13 protein-coding genes are annotated in these 16,362 nt (G+C 61.4%); 10 read left to right on the forward strand and 3 right to left on the reverse strand.

The genetic code is table 11. From position 1 onward, the window contains the following. Positions 1–2: 2 nt before the first annotated feature. From VFE81_RS10275 to tkt, 6 genes are all read left to right on the forward strand, one after another. Entirely contained in the window at positions 3–1,613 is a 1,611-nt protein-coding gene (locus VFE81_RS10275; RefSeq protein WP_325044484.1) for a GMC family oxidoreductase, read from the forward strand. 2 nt (positions 1,614–1,615) lie between these two features. Then, on the forward strand, positions 1,616–2,911 hold the full coding sequence (locus tag VFE81_RS10280; RefSeq protein ID WP_325044485.1) for a cytochrome c: 1,296 nt from the start codon (positions 1,616–1,618) through the stop codon (positions 2,909–2,911). A 210-nt stretch (positions 2,912–3,121) separates the two neighbouring features. Continuing rightward, positions 3,122–3,367, forward strand: coding sequence for a DUF6723 family protein (locus VFE81_RS10285; protein ID WP_325044486.1), 246 nt, complete (start codon positions 3,122–3,124; stop codon positions 3,365–3,367). 243 nt (positions 3,368–3,610) lie between these two features. Beyond that, complete coding sequence (locus VFE81_RS10290; protein WP_325044487.1) at positions 3,611–3,874, forward strand: hypothetical protein; 264 nt, start codon at positions 3,611–3,613, stop codon at positions 3,872–3,874. Positions 3,875–4,253: 379 nt separating this feature from the next. Beyond that, on the forward strand, positions 4,254–4,820 hold the full coding sequence (locus tag VFE81_RS10295) for a cupin (RefSeq protein ID WP_325044488.1): 567 nt from the start codon (positions 4,254–4,256) through the stop codon (positions 4,818–4,820). A gap of 285 nt (positions 4,821–5,105) precedes the next feature. Continuing rightward, positions 5,106–7,190: a transketolase gene (gene tkt, locus VFE81_RS10300; RefSeq protein ID WP_325044490.1), complete on the forward strand. Its 2,085-nt coding sequence runs from the start codon at positions 5,106–5,108 to the stop codon at positions 7,188–7,190. 374 nt (positions 7,191–7,564) lie between these two features. On the opposite strand, the gene VFE81_RS10305 is transcribed toward tkt, so the two are convergent. The 3 genes from VFE81_RS10305 to VFE81_RS10315 form a co-directional block, all read right to left on the reverse strand. After that, complete coding sequence (locus VFE81_RS10305) at positions 7,565–9,895, reverse strand: PAS domain S-box protein (RefSeq protein WP_325044491.1); 2,331 nt, start codon at positions 9,893–9,895, stop codon at positions 7,565–7,567. A gap of 4 nt (positions 9,896–9,899) precedes the next feature. Further along, entirely contained in the window at positions 9,900–10,022 is a 123-nt protein-coding gene (locus VFE81_RS10310) for a hypothetical protein (protein WP_325044492.1), read from the reverse strand. A 317-nt stretch (positions 10,023–10,339) separates the two neighbouring features. Further along, entirely contained in the window at positions 10,340–11,242 is a 903-nt protein-coding gene (locus tag VFE81_RS10315) for a YihY/virulence factor BrkB family protein (RefSeq protein ID WP_325044493.1), read from the reverse strand. 603 nt (positions 11,243–11,845) lie between these two features. On the opposite strand from VFE81_RS10315, the gene VFE81_RS10320 reads away from it, so the two are divergent. The 4 genes from VFE81_RS10320 to VFE81_RS10335 all read left to right on the forward strand — a co-directional run. Continuing rightward, complete coding sequence (locus VFE81_RS10320) at positions 11,846–12,304, forward strand: response regulator (protein ID WP_325044494.1); 459 nt, start codon at positions 11,846–11,848, stop codon at positions 12,302–12,304. Between the two features lie 129 nt (positions 12,305–12,433). Further along, complete coding sequence (glgX, locus tag VFE81_RS10325; protein WP_325044495.1) at positions 12,434–14,650, forward strand: glycogen debranching protein GlgX; 2,217 nt, start codon at positions 12,434–12,436, stop codon at positions 14,648–14,650. A 141-nt stretch (positions 14,651–14,791) separates the two neighbouring features. Beyond that, positions 14,792–14,983: a DUF2934 domain-containing protein gene (locus VFE81_RS10330; RefSeq protein WP_325044496.1), complete on the forward strand. Its 192-nt coding sequence runs from the start codon at positions 14,792–14,794 to the stop codon at positions 14,981–14,983. Between the two features lie 65 nt (positions 14,984–15,048). Further along, positions 15,049–16,362: AI-2E family transporter (locus VFE81_RS10335; protein ID WP_325044497.1), on the forward strand; the 1,314-nt coding region annotated here is incomplete at its 3' end.

Consider the following 16,362-nt stretch of genomic DNA (forward strand, 5'->3'; position numbering starts at 1 on the left):
CAATGGCCGACACACTACAAGCCGATATCGTCGTCGTCGGGTCGGGCGTCGCGGGCGCGATCGTCGCGCATCAAATGGCCCTCGCGGGCAAGTCCGTCATCCTGCTCGAAGCAGGCCCGCGCATGCCGCGCTGGGAGATTGTCGAGCGTTTTCGCAATCAGTTCGACAAGTCGGATAACTCGGCGCCGTATCCGTCGAGCGCATGGGCGCCGCATCCGGAATACGGGCCGCCGAACAACTATCTGATCCTGAAGGGCGAGCACAAATTCAACTCGCAGTACATCCGCGCAGTGGGCGGAACGACCTGGCACTGGGCGGCTTCCGCATGGCGCTTCATGCCGAACGACTTCCGCATGAAGACCACCTATGGCGTGGGCCGCGACTGGCCGATGGGGTACGAGGAACTGGAACCGTATTACCAGCGCGCCGAAGAAGAACTCGGTGTGTGGGGCCCAACAGACGAAGAACTCGGTTCGCCGCGCAGCCAGCCGTACCCGATGGCGCCGCTGCCGCTCTCGTATAACGAGCAGACCATCAAGGGCAAGCTCAACGCGTTCGACTCGCGCTATCACGTCGTGACCGAACCGGTCGCGCGGAACAGCCGTCCGTACGATGGCCGCCCGACCTGCTGCGGCAACAACAATTGCATGCCGATCTGCCCGATTGGTGCGATGTACAACGGCATCGTGCACGTTGAAAAGGCGGAGCAGGCCGGCGCGAAGCTGATCGACAACGCGGTTGTCTACAGGCTCGAAGTCGGTGCGAACAAGCGCATCACTGCCGCTTTGTATAAAGATCCGCAGGGCAATGCGCATCGCGTGGAAGGCAAGTATTTCGTGCTCGCCGCGAACGGGATCGAAACGCCGAAGATCATGCTGATGTCCACCAGCCACGATTTCCCGAATGGCGTGGGCAATAGCTCCGACATGGTGGGCCGCAATCTGATGGACCACCCGGGCACGGGCGTCACGTTCTACGCGGACGAAAAACTCTGGCCGGGCCGCGGTCCGCAGGAAATGACCTCGCTGATCGGCTTTCGCGACGGCGCATTCCGTGCGAACGAGGCCGCCAAAAAGATCCACTTGTCGAACCTGTCGCGCATCGATCAGGAAACGGCGAAGCTTTTCAAGCGGGGCAAGCTGATCAAACCGGCCGAACTGGACGCGCAGATTCGCGACCGTTCGGCACGCTTTGTCGAATTCGACTGCTTCCACGAAATCCTGCCGCAGCCGCAAAACCGCATCGTGCCGAGCAAGTCCGAAGTCGACGCGATCGGCATTCCGCGCCCCGAAATTACCTATGCGATCGACGATTACGTGAAGCGTGGCGCGGTCCATACGAAAGAGGTCTACGCGAACGCAGCCAAAGTGCTGGGCGGCACGGAGATCGAGTATCAGGACGAGTTCGCACCGAACAACCACATCACGGGCGCGACGATCATGGGCAGCGACCCGCGCGATTCGGTGGTCGACAAGTATTGCCGGACTTTCGATCACCCGAATCTGTTCATCTCGAGCAGCGCGACGATGCCGACGGTGGGTACCGTCAACGTGACGCTGACCATTGCCGCACTGGCACTCCGCATGGCCGACCAGTTGAAGAAGGAAGTTTGAACGTGCTGAAAAAGACCTTTTTCTGGCTGCTGGCCGGTGCGTTGATTCTGCCCGCATTGGCGCAGGCCGACGATTCTGCTGGCGCGGTGAGCAGCAATGACACCGCGTTGATCAAACGCGGCGAATATCTCGCAACGGCGGGCGATTGCATGGCCTGCCATAGCACCGTCAAGGGCAAGCCGTTTGCCGGTGGCTTGCCGCTGAAAGTGCCGATGCTCGGCACGATCTATTCGAGCAACATTACGCCGGACCCGCAAACGGGTATCGGCACGTGGTCGCTCGAGGACTTCGATCGTGCGGTTCGCAAAGGCGTTTCAAAGGACGGCCATAACCTGTACCCGGCAATGCCGTACGTGTCCTACGCGAAGCTTGGAGACGATGACGTGAAGGCGTTGTATGCCTACTTCCGCTACGGCGTTGCGCCGGTAAATGAGGCCGCGCGCGCGAGCGACATTCCGTGGCCGCTCAACATGCGCTGGCCGCTGACTGCGTGGAACTGGGTGTTCCTGAAGAACGGCCCGTATGAGGCCAAGCCGAGTCAGAGCGTCGAATGGAATCGCGGTGCGTATCTCGTGCAAGGCCTCGCGCATTGCAGCACCTGCCACACACCGCGCGGTTTCGCGATGCAGGAGAAGGCGCTCGATGAAACCGGCAGCGGCTTCCTCGGCGGCTCGGTGCTGGCGGGTTGGGATGGCTACAACATCACGTCGTCGGCCAATAGCGGCATTGGCAGCTGGAGCCACGCGCAGCTCGTGCAATATCTGCAAACCGGCAGCGTGCCGGGCGTCGCGCAAGCGGCTGGTCCGATGGGCGAAGCAGTCGAGCACAGCTTCTCGAAGATGACTGACGCGGATATCGACGCAATCGCCATCTACGTGCGCACGGTGCCGGCGGTGAACGACAGCAGTTCGCAGCCACGCAACGCATGGGGTAAGCCCTCGACGGACGTCACGCGTTTGCGCGGCGTTGCACTGAGCGACGGTACGCTCGATCCGCCGCGCCTGTACCTCGGCAACTGTGCGACCTGCCACCAGGCGGCAGGTAAGGGCACACCGGATGGGTACTACCCGCCGCTGCTGCATAACTCGACGGTGGGTGCGTCCAATCCGGGCAACCTCGTGCAGGTGATCTTGCACGGCGTACACCGCAAGAGCGCAGGCAACGATGTCGGCATGCCGGCATTCGCCACGCAGTTGAACGACGCGCAGATTGCCGCGCTCACCAACTACGTGACCACGCAGTTCGGTAATCCGGCGGCCACGCGGGTGAGCGACAAGGACGTCGCGAAGCTGCGTTAAGCCGATTCTCGCAAGCGGACTGGAATCGACTTCGTCGGATTTCCGGTCCGCACTGCTTACCTCCCCTCATTCTCGCGCTGAGCCCGTCCCGCTGCGGGTGGAACAGGTATTGCTCGATGTGGGCATGCGCTCGCTGCCGTTACGGTATCTGACGACGCAATACGACACCGGAATCGACGCACTCAAGGTGCAGGGATAAGGAAAACACACATGGCGCGACATAAGGCCGACGTTGCTGACGACGACTTCGAGATTTACGCCAGCTATCACGGAACAGGCGACGGCCGTTACGTAGGTGGGCTGAAGGTCGTCAGAAAAGCTGACAGGAGGATTCTGTTTCCCTTCGACGGCGCACCGGAGATAGGCCCCTACGCGACCGCCGACGAGGCGCGCCGGGCCGCAATCGACTACGGCCGGGAGATCGTCGCCGCCGACCGCGCGGCTCCGGAGAAGTAGCACCGGCCAGATAGCGCCGGGTGCTATCCGGCGCTGTAGTTAATGCCGTTCGGCCGGTCTGCGCACCGCACCACAGCGAGCGCTAAACGTCCTCCTTTTTACAAAAACGGGTCCAGACCTTCAGTGTCGGGGCCGCAACGGCCATGCCTACGCGCGGCTGCGGGGCAGGACTAGCCACACTTGTCGCGGAGAGGGACCGGTTGTTGCTGCATGGATGCTATAGCCGACTTCAAGGAGAGCGCCATGCAGGACAGCAAACCCGCCGAAGACCGCAACGCAGCGCGCGAAGTACCAGAGAAGAAACCACGCAGCAAACCGAGCGGAACGCACTATGTCGAGCCGAGTCCGCTCGGCATCGAGCCGGTCGAACAAACCGAGGCAGCCGCGCAAACCAACCCGCGGCGTTCGAGCGAGCGTCCGGAGCAAACCGCCGAAGTGCCGCTGGGCACCGGTACGCACGCCGAGCCACCGGGCGGCGGCGGACGCGAGTCGCAAGGCGGGAAGTGACGTGACGCGCGGTCGCCTGGCAAGGCTCACCGTGCATGATCTGCAGGGGTGCGGGAAAGTGTTGCAGGGCATCGGCGGCTGATTGAACCGCAGGTGAACCACAAGCGCCGAAGTGCACGCACAGTATTCGACACGGGAATATCGTCATACGTTTGCGAAATTCGTCCACGGCCGAAGCGCTGGACGCCGTGTGCTTCAGCAAAACGCACGCGCACAGGCAGGCGCGTTTTATGCGGCGCAGCACAGATTCCCGCGTCCGGCGCGCGAGTAACCGGAGCCGGCCGTAAGGACGCCACAAGGCGCCTCGGGATGCAACCGCAAAAGGCCCCCATCTGTAGCAGGCGAGCCCGGCGAGCATCGTGAAGCACAGGAGCAAACCATGTACAACGATTCGAAGCACGGATTCGACGCGGCGCAGACCGGGTACGAAGCATCGCAGACCGGGTACGAAGCATTCATTCTGAAGCCGCACGCATGGGTGCCGAACAGCCGCAAGTTGCCGGTGATCATTTACCGCGGGGCACTCGCGCCGGACAGCGGCGACCTCGCCGCCGCGTTCGAGATCCTGTTCGAAGGCAACGAGTGGCCTCCGCAATGGCGCGACGGAATTTTCGATTACCACCATTTCCATGCGACCGCGCACGAAGTACTCGGTATCACCGATGGTTCCGCCGAGGTGATCGTCGGCGGTCCGGGCGGCAGGGTGGTGAACCTGTCCGCGGGCGACGCCTTGCTGCTTCCTGCGGGCACCGGCCATTGCCTGCAATCCTTCGCGCGTCACTTTCAGGTGGTGGCGGGTTATCCGGCTGGCCAGCAATGGGATATCCGCCGCGAAGCGCTGACACCGGACGAGCAGGCGGCGATGGAGGCCTTGCCATTCCCCGCCATGGATCCGATCGACGGCAAGCGCGGACCGCTGATCGAACACTGGCCGCATGCGACCTGATCGCATATGGATGCGATGTTGTTGTTCCCGCCTTTGAGTGCAAGGGGCTCACAGTGCCCGCGCAAAACCGCAAGCCGCTTGAAAGAACAGTCTCCGATCATCAGTACAACACGGTGCCGGATGTAACGCGCCGTGCAGATTTGCGCGCATCGGCGCATCATCGTCGAGTCTGGCTGCGGTTCCTCATGCGTCGTTCCACGCGCTTCCCTACGAACACCGATCGCCGACCACGCCGATACCGTGTGTCCTGGCGATGTCTCCAACCGCCAAACAAGGAGTGTCCTCATGCAAAACGATCCCGCCCGCGATCAGCTGTGCATCAACACGATTCGCACGCTATCGATGGACGCTGTGCAAAAGGCCAATTCCGGTCACCCCGGCACGCCGATGGCACTGGCACCGGTCGCCTATCATCTGTGGCAAAACCACCTTCGCTATGATCCGGACGAGCCGCTGTGGCCGAATCGCGACCGCTTCGTGCTTTCGGTGGGACATGCGTCGATGCTGTTGTACTCGCTGCTGCATTTGGCGAACGTCAAAGCGGTGGACGACGACGGCAAGCCGACCGGCTCGCCCGCCGTCTCGCTCGACGATATCGAACATTTCCGCCAGCTCGGCAGCAAGACACCGGGCCACCCCGAATTCCGCATGACCACCGGTGTGGAAACGACCACCGGGCCGCTCGGCCAGGGGCTGGGCAATAGCGTCGGCATGGCGATGGCGGCACGCTGGTATGAAAGCCGCTTCAACAAACCCGATGCGCCGCTGTTCGATTACCGCGTCTATGCGCTATGCGGCGACGGCGACATGATGGAAGGCATTTCGCACGAAGCGGCGTCGCTCGCAGGGCATCTGCAGTTGTCGAATCTGATCTGGATCTACGACAGTAACCGCGTGACGATCGAAGGCCATACCGACCTCGCGTATAGCGACGACGTGGAGACCCGCTTCCGCGGTTACAACTGGCATACCCTGCATGTGAACGATGCGAACGACGCCGCGGCGCTGGAAGCCGCATTTGTCGAAGCGAAGAGCATCACGGACAGGCCGACGCTGATCGTTGTCCACAGCATCATCGGCTGGGGTGCGCCGCATAAGCAGGACACTTCCGCCGCGCATGGCGAACCGCTCGGCGTCGAAGAAGTGGCGCTCGCCAAGAAAGCCTATGGCTGGCCCGAAGACAAATTCTTCTATGTCCCGGACGGCGTGCATGAACGCTTCGCGCAGGGTATCGGCGCGCGCGGCAAGGCGGCGCGCGAGGAATGGCAGGCCAGGTACGATGCGTACAACAGGAAATACCCGGAACTGTCGCGTGAGTTCGCCCAGATCGAAGCGCACGAATTGCCTGAAGGCTGGGACAGCGACATTCCCACGTTCGATGCCGACCCGAAGGGCGTCGCCTCGCGCGAATCATCGGGCAAGGTGCTCAACGCAATTGCCGCGCGCGTGCCCTGGATGATCGGCGGTGCGGCCGATCTTTCTCCCTCCACCAAGACCAATCTGAAATTCGAAGGCGCGGGCAGCTTCGAACACGATAATTATGGCGGCTGCAACCTGCACTTCGGGATTCGCGAGCACGGCATGGGCGCCGCCGTAAACGGCCTCGCGGTGTCGAATTTGCGGCCATTCGGTTCAACCTTCCTGATTTTCAGCGACTACATGAAGCCGCCGATCCGTCTCTCTGCGATCATGGAAGTGCCATCCATCTATGTGTTCACGCACGATTCTATTGGCGTCGGCGAGGATGGTCCGACGCATCAGCCGATCGAGCAACTGGCCTCGCTGCGGGGCGTGCCAGGGTTGACCGTGCTGCGCCCGGGCGATGCGAACGAAGTCGCCGAGGTCTGGCGTGTGGCGATGTCGGATCCGCGGCGGCCCTCGTGCATCGTCGTGTCGCGTCAGGCGTTGCCGACCCTGGACCGCACGCGCTATGCGTCGGCCAAGGGCGTGCGGAAGGGCGCTTATGTGCTCGCCGATGCGCCTGATGGGCAGACGCCCGAGGTGATTTTGCTCGCCACGGGCAGCGAACTGTCGCTGTGCGTCGACGTCTACGAGAAGCTCAGGAGCGAAGGGATCGCGGCGCGGGTGGTGTCGATCCCGTCGTGGGATCTCTTCGAGCGTCAGGACGAAGCGTATCAGGACTCGGTGCTGCCACCCGACGTGGATGCGCGCGTGGCGGTCGAACAGGCGGCAACGCTGGGTTGGGATCGCTATGTCGGGCGGCTCGGCGCGCAGGTGGTGATGCATACGTTCGGCGCCTCCGCGCCGCTCGCCGACCTGAAGAAGAAGTTCGGCTTCACGCCCGAGCATGTGTATGACGCGGCGAAGCAGCAGATTGCGCGGGTGAAGGCAAAGCACAGCCAGAAGTAGGGCGTACGTGCAGTTAAGACGCCATCAGTACTGACGAAGCCGGCAACGTGAAGTTCGCCGGCTTTTCTATTGGCGTTGGTGATTTACCGTTCAGAAATGCACGCCGCTATCACGGCAGCGTGGCCGTTTGCGTTGCCGTGATTCCAACTCTGTCTGCGGTGCCGTCGTCCGTTAGCGTTAGAACCGGATAACGCTACGAGCGCGGCAATTGCGTCGCGCTGAGTTGCATCGGGAACGATGTCGCGAGCAGCGAGCGCACTGACTACCTGAGCTTCATCGAGCATGGGATGAAGTCTCCGTCGGTGGCGAGAGCATTTCGTGCAGGACGGCGGCGAGGCCTGAAGTCGAGTCGGTGAGCATGTTGGCCGGGGTACTTAATCCTGTTGCCGGCTCAACACGCGCTGCAATTCTCGCGGATCGACCGGCTTGGTGAAATGATGGTTGAAGCCGGCCGCTTCAGCGGTCTGCTTGTCCTGCTGTTGGCCCCAACCGGTAACGGCGATCAGCAGAATGTCGGCATCGTGATGATCCTGGCGAATGCGGCGCGCCACTTCGTAGCCGTTCAGGCGCGGCAAACCGATGTCGAGAATCACCGCCTGCGGCGCGAATTCGCCTATCAGTTCCAGCCCGGCGATACCGTCGCCAGCCGTGCGCACCTCGTGACCTTCGAGTTCGAGCACCATGGCGAGGCTATCGGCGGCGTCCGCATTGTCGTCGACGATCACGACGCGCAAGCCCGCCGTGTGCAGCACCTCTGGCGGCGCGCTATTCGACGGCACCGGCGGCGCTTTCGATAACGGCAGGCGGATCACAAATTCGCTGCCGCTGCCCGGACCGTTGCTGAACGCAGCGACCGTGCCGCCGTGAAGTTCGGCGAGGCCGCGCACCAGGGCGAGACCGATACCGAGGCCGCCTTGCGAGCGCTCCAGTGCCGGCGCGAGTTGCGAAAACATTTCGAACACGCTGTCCAGATGCTCGCGCGGAATACCGATACCCGAATCGTGTACGACGATCACGGCTTCATCGCCTTCGCGCTCCGCAGCGAGCGAAATGCTGCCACCGGGTGGCGTGTACTTGGCCGCGTTGTTCAGCAGGTTCAGGATCATCTGCGACAGGCGTGTGGGATCGGCGTCGAGATAGAGCGGCTCGCGCGGCAACGTCACGCTCAGATGATGCGCCGACGCCTGCATGGTGGGTTGCGCGGCTTCTGTGGCGGACTGCATCGCGCGCGCGAGTTCGAGCCGCTGCTTGCGCAATTCGAGCTTGCCCTGCGTGATGCGCGACACTTCCAGCAGGTCGTCGACCAGATGCGTCATGTGTTGCAATTGCCGGTCGAACACGTCGCGGGACCAGCTCAGTTGCGAATCGGCGAACTCCTTCAGACGCAGGATTTCGAGCACGTTGCGCATGGGTGCGAGCGGATTGCGCAGCTCATGCGCGAGGGTGGCGAGAAATTCGTCCTTGCGGCGGTCGGCCTTCGAGAGTTCCAGATTCAGGCGCTGCAATTGCTGTTCGGCACGCCTGCGCCCGGTGATGTCGCGGCTCACGCAGACCGCGCCGTAGGTGTCGCCACGCGCGTTCGCCAACGGTTTGACTACCGTTTCACAGACCCCGCGTGTGCCGTCGCGCCGCACGAAAGTCAGTTCGCTGCGCCACGTGCCGTCGGCGGCGAGGGCGGCAAGCACTTCGCGGCGCACGCGCAACGCGTCTTCCGGTGGATGGAACATCGCGATCGGCTTGCCGAGAATTTCGCGCATGCGATAACCCAGCATACGCTCGCCACCCGCGTTGAAATCGGTGATGTTGCCTCGCAAGTCGGTGATGACGATGGCGTCGCTCAGGTGCTCGAAAATCGCCGCCTGGCGTAGCAGCACAGTTTGCGCGTCCTTACGCTCGGTGATGTCGATGCCAAGGCCGTAGATCGTCAGCGGCTCGCCGTGGGGAGCGTAGGTGGCGCGGCCGCGGCCTTCCATCCAGCACCAGTCGCCGCTTGCATGCAGGAAGCGGAATTCGGCGACGTAGTCGTCGCTGCTCGCTACTGCGTGGTTGACCGCCTCGTTGAGCGCGATCAGGTCGCCGGGATGAATCAGTTCGAAAAAGCCGCCGGGCATTTTCGCGAAGCGTCCCTCGGCGTAACCCGCGAGCGCTTCCAGCTCGCGGCTCCACCAGAATTTGCCTGACCTGGGTTCGTGCGACCACGCACCCATGCGCGCGCCGCGCATGGCGAGGCTCAGCACGTCGCGGCTTTCCTGCAATTCTCTCTGCGCGAGCTGATGCGCGGCGACCGATGCCTCCGCGTTGCGGCGCGCAAGCAGCAACTCCTGCTCATACTTGTGACGGTCCTCGACAATCAGCACCGCCACTTCGAGGTAGCTGCTTTCGCCGTGCTGCCGGCGCACGGCGTTGAGCAGCATCGGCACCATGCGGCCGTCCCGATGCACCATGTTCAGTTTGATCTCGGCCACCGAATTCTGCATTTGCAGCAACGGTACCCAGTGCGTGTCATAGAACGCTTTGCCGCCTGCGGTCAGCAGATCCTGAATATGCTTCGTCTCGGCGAGATCTGGCGCGCTATAGCCGAGCCAGCCGCAGAAGGTGGCGTTCACGCGCAGGATCCGGCCGTCGGGGGCGGTCACGAGCAGGCCACAGGCGGCATGCTCGAACAAGGCATCGGAGGACGGCAACGGACGGTGCGTGCTTTGCATCGTTTTACTGGCTCATCGGCACGAGGTCGGGCCACATGCGCTGATCGCAGTCAAAGCCCTGCGTCAGCATCATGGTCCGCTTGCCGCTATTGGAATTTTTTACGTTGTTGCCCTTGCTGATGCGCATCGTCGAGTCCTTTTGCCTGCCGGGATCAACGGCAAATACGCCAGGTCCAGCATCACGGGGAATGGTACCGCAGTCTCGCCACCAGGCCAGGTCTGTGCGGTGTGAGAGAGTTGTTAATTGTTCTGCTCGCACGCCGGGTTTCTTCGACGACCTTGGCTCGGCTGAGCTCCATTGGAGGGATCAAGCGGTTGGCGCGAGGCGCTAATCATGCGACATGCATTGGCACGAGACGCTCTGCGAAGCGCGAAGCGTTGGCATTTGGGCCTGTCTTGAGTGAGATGGCAACGAGGTTTTCCTTGTCGTTCAGGGCGAAGGGCTCACGCCGTTTTGATTTCCCGCGGCGATGCCTCAGCCGGATCGAGTCCGAATCGTTCGTATTGCGAAATCACCTGCGCGCCGAACAGGAGCAAGGTAGCGAGCCACTCCAGGCTGAACAGGATCACGATCGCCATAGTGAGCGATCCATACACCACACTCACCTGGGAAAGCGTTGCAAAATACCAGACCAGCACATGCCGCGTAATCTCCCACAGCACGGCGGCAACAATTCCGCCGAACAGCGCGTGTTTGAGGGAAGGTCGCCCAACCGGCATGACCATATAGATCGACGTCAACACGAAAATCTCGCCCGCGAAACCGAGCAGATACAACACGACGCGTGACAATCCCTGTAGTGAAACATGAAGACCGAACAGATCGATACCCTCGGCCCCGACAGTCTCCAGCCCGCTCGATACAAATGTCACGACCAATAATCCAATACCGAGAAAGAGAATGTAGCAATAGGGCAGCAGTGCGGAGAGTAAAAAATGCCGCCGCCGCACCACAACCCGGTGCACGAAGATCAATGACATCGCGTTCTCGAGCACCGTGAATGCGAGCGAGCTAAAAAAGATCATCGTCAGCAACAGAACCCAGCCGATCACCGCGCGATGCGCCAGAAAATTGGCCAGCTCGTGTACCAGCGCGGTGGATTGCCCCGGCACCAGCCACTGCAACAGATGAGCCAGCGCCGCCAGCAGAACGTGTTGCGGCACGAGCCGTGACAACACGATCACGATCAGAATCATCAGCGGCACAATCGACAATAACGCGTAATACGCGACTGCCCCAGCGAGCAGCAAACCCTGGTTTGCGCGGAAAGCTTTCAGCGTCTGCAGGATAAAAGTGCCGGGATGTTTCGCGACATACAGCGCGTGCTTATCGATGATGGTTGGCATGGCTCCTCACGTTGCGCGTCACCGGGTCTGCCGGGAAGGCAGCCGTTTCAGCGCTTACCCTGTATTCCAAGCAAGAACGCAGCCACCTCGTGAGATGACACCGATACGCCTGCCATATTGAAGAGCTTCATCGACGACCGTGCGGGATAACCCGCAGGCAGGATTCCATAGCGCGATGTCGCGTTCCGAAAAATTTCATATTTGCCGTAAGCCGAAGTCTGCGTGTTTTCCCCAACTCGCTGCGACTATATTCGCCCGTATACAGCGGCCGATGATGCCGAGGTGAATACGAAGTTATGCGTAATGCACGCGGCAAGGGCGGCATGCACGACGGAAGTGCGTTTCATCCATACTTCAACGCAACATCCCGTGCTTGCGTACGATGTATTGGGACGAGTCAAGAGAGCATAAATCAGGAAGCGGCGGTCCGCCCGGTGAGTTATGGTGATGAGGTAACGCGTGTGGCGGCGCATCCGGAGCAGCGTGGCGAAAACCGGAGCGAACGCTCGCTGGGCAATCAGCGCTCGCTGCCCGATGGGAGCGAATCTTGCGCGAATGTGCTTCGGTGCCCAGTAGCGGCATCAGGAAGCCAAGGAGAATAGGGTGACGTTCGACGACAGAATGGACGAGAACGACGACGTCGTAGTCTGGCGGACTATCCGGTATGCGATGGCATCAAACCGTCGCGTGCTCGTGGTCGACGATTACCTGGAAGCGGCCGAAGCTTTGCAGATGCTCCTGAATGCAGACGGTTTCGAGTGCCGCGCACTGGAAGATCCGTTCGCCGTCTGCGACATGGCCTGTGAGTGGCAGCCGTTCGCCGTTGTGCTCGACATCAAGATGCCCGGCCTCGATGGCCTTGAGCTGGCTCGCCGCCTGCGGGCCGACCCGCTAACTTCAGACATGCTGCTGGTGGCCTGTACCGCTTTTGCTTCGCGCGAAGACCGGGCGCGTGCCAAGGCGGCCGGGTTCGACGCGCATTGTGCCAAACCCCTGACGCCGGAGCGGCTCTTGCGCTTGCTCGAATCGGCCGCCGCGCTGCATGCTATCGGGCCGCCGTAAAAACGATGTAACGGGTGGTATGCGAGATGCATTGTGTCACGCGCAACACGCGGGTCCAGAATTTGCTGCCCAAGCAAACTTGACCTTTTCAAACACATGCCAATGCCCTCAGCTTCCACAGGAATCCCTATGTCATCCCAGGCCAGCTACTCGACGCGCATCGCGGAAGGCACGCCTTTCCCACTTGGTGCGACGTGGAACGGAAGCGGTGTCAATTTCGCGCTGTTTTCAGCGCACGCAACGAAAGTCGAGCTTTGTCTGTTCGATGAAACCGGTCAGACGGAAATCGAACGCATCGAGCTGCCGGAGTACACCGACGAGGTCTGGCACGTGTTCGTGCCGAATCTCAAACCCGGCGCGGTCTATGGCTATCGAGTCCATGGTCCCTATGAACCCGAAAAAGGACATCGCTTCAATTCAAACAAGCTTCTGCTCGATCCCTACGCCAAAGCCCATATCGGCGAGCTCAAATGGGCGCCGGAAATCTTCGGCTATACGCTCGATTCAGAAGAAGGCGACCTGTCATTCGACGAGCGCGACAGCGCCCCCTTCGTGCCGAAGTGCAAGGTGGTCGACGCCAACTTTTCGTGGAGTCATCCGGAACGCAACGCGCTGCCCTGGGAGCGCGCGATTTTCTACGAGACGCATGTGCGCGGTTTTACTAAACGTCATCCCGACGTACCGGAAAATTTGCGCGGCACCTTCGCAGGGCTCGGCCAGCAAGTCGTGCTCGATTACATCAAAGGTCTCGGTGTTACGTCGGTCGAATTGATGCCGATTCAAACCTTCGTCAACGACAGCCATCTGCTCGACAAAGGTCTCACCAATTACTGGGGCTACAACACGATCGGCTTCTTCGCGGCCGATCCGCGTTTCTTTGCGTCGTCGAGCGACTCAGTCGGCGAATTCAAGGAAATGATGGACCGCTTTCATAACGCCAACCTCGAAGTCATTCTTGACGTGGTCTACAACCACACCGCCGAAGGCAACGAGCGTGGCCCGACGATTTCCTTCAAAGGTATCGACAACGCGTCTTACTATCGCCTGATGCCGGACGAGCCTCGCTATTACATCAACGATACCGGCACCGGCAACACGCTCAATCTGTCCCATCCGCGCGTGCTGCAAATGGTTACCGACAGCCTGCGCTACTGGGTGACGGAGATGAAGGTCGATGGTTTCCGTTTCGACCTCGCCACGATTCTTGGCCGTGAAACGCACGGGTTCGACGAAGGCGGCGGGTTCCTCGACAGTTGCCGGCAGGACCCTGTGCTCTCCGCCGTGCGGCTCGTCGCCGAACCGTGGGACTGCGGCCCAGGCGGCTATCAGGTGGGCGGTTTTCCACCCGGCTGGGCAGAATGGAATGATCGCTTTCGCGATACCGTGCGCGGCTACTGGAAGGGCGACGAAGGCGAGGTCGCCGATCTCGCCAAACGCCTGACCGGTTCGGGCGACAAGTTCAACCATCGCGGGCGCCGTCCGTGGGCGAGCGTGAACTTCGTCGCCGCGCACGACGGCTTCACGCTCAACGATATGGTCTCGTACAACGACAAGCACAACGAGGCCAACGGCGAAGACAACAACGACGGTCATTCGGATAACAAATCATGGAACATGGGCGTCGAAGGCCCAACCGACGATCCGGATATCCGTCAGCAACGCGAACGCCAGAAACGTAATCTGCTGGCTACCTTACTGCTCTCGCAAGGTACGCCGATGATCCTCGCGGGCGACGAATTCGGTCGCACGCAGAAGGGCAATAACAATGCGTATTGCCAGGACAACGCGATCAGCTGGGTCGATTGGGAAGGTATCGACGACGAGGGCCACGCGCTGACCGAGTTCGTCAAGAATCTGACCACGTTGCGCCATCGTCTGCCGGTGCTGCGTCGCGGGCGCTTTCTCGCCGGCGAATACAACGAGGCGCTCGACGTGACCGACGCGCGCTGGCTTTCGCCAGACGGTACCGATCTATCGCAGGAACAGTGGGACGATCCGTCGATGCGCTGCTTCGGGCTCGTGATCGACGGACGCGCTCAGGCGAGCGGCATTCGACGTCCCGCGTCCGATGCGACTTTGCTGCTGGTACTGAATGCGCATCACGACGTGGTCAATTTCACGCTGCCCGATATTCCCGAGGGCGATCAGTGGACCTGTCTGCTGGATACGAACATGCCGGTACGCGCCGAGTTACCGCAATTCAGCGCCGGCGACGCGTATCAGGTAACCGGCCGTTCATTGCTGCTGTTCGCACTTGACGCGCCGAGTCGCGCGACGCAACGCGTATTCGATCGCCTGGAAGAACAACTTACCACTGACGAAAGCGAGCACCCTGCGCAAACGTGACGAGCGGAGGGCCGGGCGCGAGCGCTAACCGCCAGGTATAGCGCTTGCTCGAGTGCGGATAGCCACCGTTTGCCGCATCCCGCGACAAGCGCGTCAGGCCGCCGGTGTCGGTCTCTGCCCGGTCCAACTGAGGGTGCTCAAATGGAACAGGAACAATCATCTCAAGAACCTTCTCAAGAAGAACAGATTCGTACACGTGCCTACTACCTCTGGCAACAGGCCGGGGATCCGAAGGGGACGCCTGACGAGTATTGGGAACAGGCGCGAGACGAAATCGAGAAGGAAGCGCCGCCGATAGAAAGTGGGCCAGTGACTGACGCGCCGAAAAAGTGAAGGTGCGAAGGTGCGTCGGTCCGCAGGCCGTCGCAGAAGTAAAAGCAGAGGCAGCAACGAACCCGATGAAGGAATTCCCCGACCCGCGTGGCAAGAGGCCAGCCGCCCGCATTCATGCGCCGCCTGCCGCATTTGGCGTCGACGGCTTGATCTCGCTTGCGGTCGGCGTTACCGTGGTCACCTGCCTGTACTTTGCGCGCGCGGTGCTGATTCCGATCACGCTCGCGATTCTGCTCAGTTTCCTGGTAGCACCACTTGCCAATTCGCTTGGACGTCTGAAGCTCGGACATGTCGCGTCCGTGTTTGCCGCCGTGGTTATTTCGATATCGGTGATCGTGATGCTCGGTGCGGTGATCGCCACGCAGTTGACCGATCTTGCCGCCGGCATGCCGCGATATCAGGCAACCATTGAGCACAAGGTGGACGCCGCGCACAGTCTGACCATTGGCAAGCTGAACCGGCTCGCGGGTGCGGCCGGCCAGGCGTTGCAACGGGCGACTATCGAGCCGCCGCAACCCCAACCGCAACGAGATGCGACATCGACTTCGAGCGTCCATCCACCTGCCGCCATGCCGGTCGAAGTACGCGAACCGGTGCCGACGCCGTTCGAACTTGCGCGGCGTGTGCTGTCGCCGGCGATCAGTCCATTGGAGACGGCGTTTATCGTGTTCGTCGTGATGGTGGTGATCCTGCTGCAACGCGACGATCTGCGTGACCGCGCGATCCGCCTGTTCGGCTCACGCGACCTGCACCGCACGACCACCGTGATGGACGAAGCCGCGCGACGCTTGAGCCGGTACTTCGTTTCACAACTTGGCGTGAATGCGGGCGTTGGCGTGGTGATTGGCGCGGGGCTGTTCTTCATCGGCGTGCCGAGCCCGATTTTGTGGGGCATTCTCGCCGCGTTGCTGCGGCTCGTGCCGTATGTCGGCATCTGGATATCCGCGACGCTTGCCACTGCGCTCGCCGCAGCGGTAAGTCCAGGGTGGGCGATGGCGATCTGGTCGCTTGCGTTGTTCGGTACGGTCGAAATGCTGGTGGGACAAGTGGTGGAACCGCTGCTGTATGGACGCAGCACTGGACTCTCGCCATTTTCGGTGGTGGTCGCGGCGATTTTCTGGAGCTGGATCTGGGGGCCTATAGGCCTGATTCTGTCGACGCCGTTGACATTGTGTCTCCTGGTGCTCGGACGGCACGTGAGACGTCTGGAGTTTCTCGATGTGCTGCTGGGCGATCAGCCTCCGCTCACGCCAATAGAGAACTTTTACCAGCGTGCACTTGCCGGCGATCCCGATGAGGCGTTGGAGCAAGCTGAGGTTTTATTGCGCGAGCGTTCGTTGTGCGCGTATTACGACGAGGTCGCGATCAAGGGTTTGCAG

It is taken from the genome of Paraburkholderia sp. (genome assembly GCF_035656215.1).
Classification (GTDB): Bacteria; Pseudomonadota; Gammaproteobacteria; order Burkholderiales; family Burkholderiaceae; genus Paraburkholderia.

Bases quoted from the DNA above. Each gene is read 5' to 3' on its own strand.
- VFE81_RS10295 (WP_325044488.1), top strand. From the start codon at position 4,254: ATGTACAACGATTCGAAGCACGGATTCGACGCGGCGCAGACCGGGTAC.
- tkt (WP_325044490.1), top strand. From the start codon at position 5,106: ATGCAAAACGATCCCGCCCGCGATCAGCTGTGCATCAACACGATTCGC.
- VFE81_RS10305 (WP_325044491.1), bottom strand. From the start codon at position 9,895: ATGCAAAGCACGCACCGTCCGTTGCCGTCCTCCGATGCCTTGTTCGAG.
- VFE81_RS10310 (WP_325044492.1), bottom strand. From the start codon at position 10,022: ATGCGCATCAGCAAGGGCAACAACGTAAAAAATTCCAATAGCGGCAAG.
- VFE81_RS10330 (WP_325044496.1), top strand. From the start codon at position 14,792: ATGGAACAGGAACAATCATCTCAAGAACCTTCTCAAGAAGAACAGATT.
- VFE81_RS10285 (WP_325044486.1), top strand. From the start codon at position 3,122: ATGGCGCGACATAAGGCCGACGTTGCTGACGACGACTTCGAGATTTAC.
- VFE81_RS10315 (WP_325044493.1), bottom strand. From the start codon at position 11,242: ATGCCAACCATCATCGATAAGCACGCGCTGTATGTCGCGAAACATCCC.
- VFE81_RS10275 (WP_325044484.1), top strand. From the start codon at position 3: ATGGCCGACACACTACAAGCCGATATCGTCGTCGTCGGGTCGGGCGTC.
- VFE81_RS10290 (WP_325044487.1), top strand. From the start codon at position 3,611: ATGCAGGACAGCAAACCCGCCGAAGACCGCAACGCAGCGCGCGAAGTA.
- glgX (WP_325044495.1), top strand. From the start codon at position 12,434: ATGTCATCCCAGGCCAGCTACTCGACGCGCATCGCGGAAGGCACGCCT.